This window comes from Rhodococcus sp. CX, assembly GCF_015865005.1.
Taxonomy (GTDB): Bacteria; Actinomycetota; Actinomycetes; order Mycobacteriales; family Mycobacteriaceae; genus Rhodococcus.
Genome location: NZ_JADZGH010000159.1, coordinates 15,004 through 19,081, shown reverse-complemented (window position 1 = coordinate 19,081; position 4,078 = coordinate 15,004). Strand labels below are relative to the sequence as shown.

Here is a 4,078-nt window from a genome sequence, read left to right as displayed (position 1 = left end):
GCCGACGCGCGTAGGACTCGGGCTTGCCGAACAACCGCAGGTCGGACTCGGGCACGCGCAGCGCGTCGGCCACGCCCTCGAACGCGATACCGGTGGCGTCGACGCCCCCGTAGATCACGGCGGACGCACCCGGCGCGAGCAGCGACGTGTCGACCGGGAGCCCGAGGATCGCGCGGGCGTGCAGTTCGAACTCCGACAGCCGCTGGCTGCGCAGGGTGACCAGGCCGGTGTCGTGCGGGCGGGGACTGACCTCGGAGAAGTACACCTCGTCGCCCTTGACGAACAGTTCGACACCGAACACGCCGCGGCCGCCGAGCGCGCCGGTGACCGCCGCCGCGATCTCCCGTGCCCGGGTCAGCGCCGCGTCGCTCATCGGCTGCGGCTGCCACGATTCGATGTAGTCGCCGCGGCTCTGCACGTGCCCGATCGGCTCGCAGAAGAACGTCTCGACGTCGCCGGAGTCACCGACCGCGCGGACCGTGAGCTGGGTGATCTCGTAGTCGAAGTCCACGAACCCTTCGACGATGACCCGACCGTGGTTGATGCGCCCCCCGGCCAGCGCGTAGTCCCAGGCCGCGGGCATCTCGTCGGCGGACCGCACCGTCGACTGTCCCTTCCCCGACGACGACATCACCGGCTTGACCACGCACGGATAGCCGACCGCCTCGGCTGCGGCGAGCACCTCCGCAAGCGATTCGGCGAACCGGTAGGGCGAGGTGGGCAGGCCCAGTTCCTCGGCGGCCAGACGCCGGATTCCTTCCCGGTTCATGGTCAGCTGCGTGGCGCGCGCGGTGGGAATGACCTCGGCGAGCCCGCGTTCCTCGACGACGGCGAGCGCGTCGGTGGCGATGGCCTCGATTTCGGGGACCACCAGGTCGGGTCGTTCGGCCTCGATGATCGCGAGGAGCGCCTGGGGGTCACCCATGTCGACGGTGTGGGCGCGATGCGCGACCTGCTGCCCGGGCGCGTTCGAGTACCGGTCCACGGCGACCACCTCCACACCCAGCCGTTGCAGCGCGATGGTGACTTCTTTCCCTAGTTCGCCTGCGCCGAGCATGAGGACACGAGTGGCATTCGGCGACAGCGGAGTGCCGAGACGCGGTGAGATCATGGTGGGACTATATGTGGCACCGGCGTTCGTTCCGGGAGGATGCGATGGGCAGTAGCCAGACGGACAGCAGGACGCACGAGCACGACGGTGACGCGCCCGACATGGGCCGCGCCGACGTGCGGGATTTCACCGCCGCCGATGTCCGGCACTTCACCACCGCCGGCCGTGATCCCGCGGACGAGGTGGACTGGCAGCGGCGCGACGCCCGCATCGTGCACCACGGCACCGGCGCGGTGGTGTTCGAGCAGAAGGATGTCGAGTTCCCGTCCGGCTGGTCGCAGAACGCGACGGACATCGTGAGCCAGAAATACTTCCGCGGCGAACTCGGCTCGCCGGGCCGGGAGACCTCGCTGCGCGACGTCGTCGCCCGCATCGTCGACACCATCACCGCGTGGGGCACCGCGGACGGCCACCTCGACGACCCGGAGGCGTTCGCGGCCGAACTGACGTACCTGCTCCTGCACCAGAAGGCGTCGTTCAACAGCCCGGTGTGGTTCAACATCGGCGTCCCGGACGTTCCGCAGCAGGCCAGCGCCTGTTTCATCCTGTCGGTCGACGACAGCATCGATTCGATCCTCGAGTGGTACCGGCAGGAGGCGGTGATCTTCAAAGGCGGTTCCGGGGCCGGGGTCAACCTGTCCCGGATCCGGTCGTCCGCCGAACCCCTGGGTGGGGGCGGTACCGCGTCGGGCCCGGTCAGTTTCATGCGCGGCGCGGACGCCTCGGCCGGGACCATCAAGTCCGGCGGCAAGACCCGGCGGGCCGCGAAGATGGTGATCCTCGACGTCGGTCATCCCGACATCGAGGAGTTCGTGGAGTGCAAGGCCATCGAGGAACGTAAGGCCCGCGTGCTCGACGCCGCGGGTTTCGACATGGGACTCGACGGCCGCGACAGCCATTCGGTGCAGTACCAGAACGCCAACAACTCGGTGCGGGTCACCGACGAGTTCATGCAGGCGGTCGTCGACGACGCGCAGTGGCCGCTGCGTGCGGTCACCACCGGCTCGACGGTGCGTACCCTGTCGGCACGAGAGTTGTTCGGGCGCATCGCATCTGCTGCGTGGGAGTGCGCGGACCCGGGCATCCAGTTCGACACCACCATCAACCGCTGGAACACCGCGGCGGTGACCGGCCGGATCAATGCGTCGAATCCGTGCTCGGAGTACATGCACCTCGACGATTCCGCATGCAACCTGGCGAGCCTGAACCTGCTCACGTTCCTGCTCGAGGACGGCACGTTCGACGTGGACGGGTTCCGGCACGCGGTGGCGGTACTCATCACCGCCCAGGAGATTCTCGTGGGCCGCGCCGACTATCCGACCGAGCGGATCGGTGAGACCTCGCGGCGGTTCCGCCAGCTCGGGTTGGGATACGCGAATCTCGGTGCGTTGCTGATGGCTTCGGGTCTGCCCTACGACAGCGATGCCGGCCGCGCGTACGCCGCGGCGATAACCGCCCTGATGACCGGGCACGCCTACGCGGTCTCGGCGCGCCTGGCCGAGCGGCTGGGGCCGTTCGACGGATTCACCGAGAACCGGGAGCCGACCCTCGCCGTGCTCGCGCGGCATCGCGGCGCACTCGACGACGTCGACGCCGATCTCGCTCCCGGTCCGGTGCTCACCGCGGCTCGGGAGAGCTGGGACGAGGCGGTCGCGGGGGCGGCCGAGCACGGTGTGCGCAACAGCCAGGTGACGGTGCTCGCCCCGACCGGCACGATCGGTCTCGCAATGGATTGCGACACAACGGGTATCGAACCGGATCTGGCGCTGGTCAAGTCGAAGAAGCTGGTCGGCGGCGGCACGCTGTCGATCGTCAACCGCACGGTGCCGCGCGCCCTGTCGCGACTCGGTTACACCCCGGCGCAGGTCGCGGACGTGGTGACCCACCTGGACACCCGTCGCACCCTGACCGGCGCCCCGCACATCCGCGACGAGCATCGCGCGGTGTTCGCGACATCGATGGGCGACAACGTGATCGAGCCGCGCGGCCATGTGCTGATGATGGCGGCGGTGCAGCCGTTCCTGTCGGGGGCGATCTCGAAGACCGTGAACCTACCCGAGTCCGCGACCGTGCGCGACATCGAGGATCTGTACCTCGACAGTTGGCGACTGGGGCTCAAGGCGGTCGCGGTGTACCGGGACAACTGCAAGCTCGGACAACCGTTGTCGGGCGCACCGACGCAGACGACGTCGGCGCCCCCGATCCCCGGTAGCCCAATCCCCGGGACCACGGTTCCGGATGCGGCGGTGCCGGCCCCGCGACGCGAACGCCTTCCGCGGACCCGCAATTCGCGCACCTTCGAGTTCCGGGTCGCGGACTGCAAGGGCTTCTTCACGATCGGCGAGTACGACGACGGCAGGCCCGGGGAGATGTTCCTGCGCGTATCGAAGCAGGGCTCGACCCTGGCCGGGATCATGGATGCGTTCTCGATGTCGGTCAGTTACGGCCTGCAGTACGGGGTTCCGTTGAGCACGTTCGTGCGGGCGTTCACCAGTACCCGGTTCGAGCCCGCGGGCATCACGGACGATCCCGACCTGCGGCTGGCCACGTCGATCCTCGATTACATCTTCCGGCGGCTCGCGATCGACTACCTGGAACCGGACGTCCGTATGGATCTGGGGATCCAAACCACCTCGGAACGGTCGGACCGGTTGCCCGGCAGCACCGAGACCGCCGAGACGGTCACCGACACCCGCCAGGGCCATGCAGGCACCTCCGGCCGGGAGTCGGACGCCCCGTACTGCATGCAGTGCGGGGTCCGGATGCAGCGCTCCGGTTCGTGCCATGCATGTCCGTCGTGCGGAAACACCAGCGGCTGCAGCTGAATCTGGTGCAACCCCGCACCCGCCGCCATACTTGCGCGATGGATGTGGGGATCGATACGGAGTTGACGGTGCTCGCCGCGGGGCTGATCTTCGTGCTCGCGCTCGGCCTCGGCGTATGGAAGTACCGGCAGATGGTCACATC

The 4,078-nt window shown here is 68.7% G+C and carries 2 protein-coding genes; one reads left to right on the top strand and one right to left on the bottom strand.

Annotated elements, in window-relative coordinates; all coding sequences use genetic code 11:
- A partial coding sequence (purT, locus tag I0Q12_RS16660; protein WP_197252955.1) for a formate-dependent phosphoribosylglycinamide formyltransferase occupies nucleotides 1-1,111 on the bottom strand: 1,111 nt, incomplete at its 3' end.
- Between the two features lie 101 nt (nucleotides 1,112-1,212).
- On the opposite strand from purT, the gene I0Q12_RS16655 reads away from it, so the two are divergent.
- Nucleotides 1,213-3,936, top strand: a complete 2,724-nt coding sequence (locus I0Q12_RS16655; RefSeq protein WP_197252958.1) for a vitamin B12-dependent ribonucleotide reductase — start codon at nucleotides 1,213-1,215, stop codon at nucleotides 3,934-3,936.
- Nucleotides 3,937-4,078 lie beyond the last annotated feature (142 nt).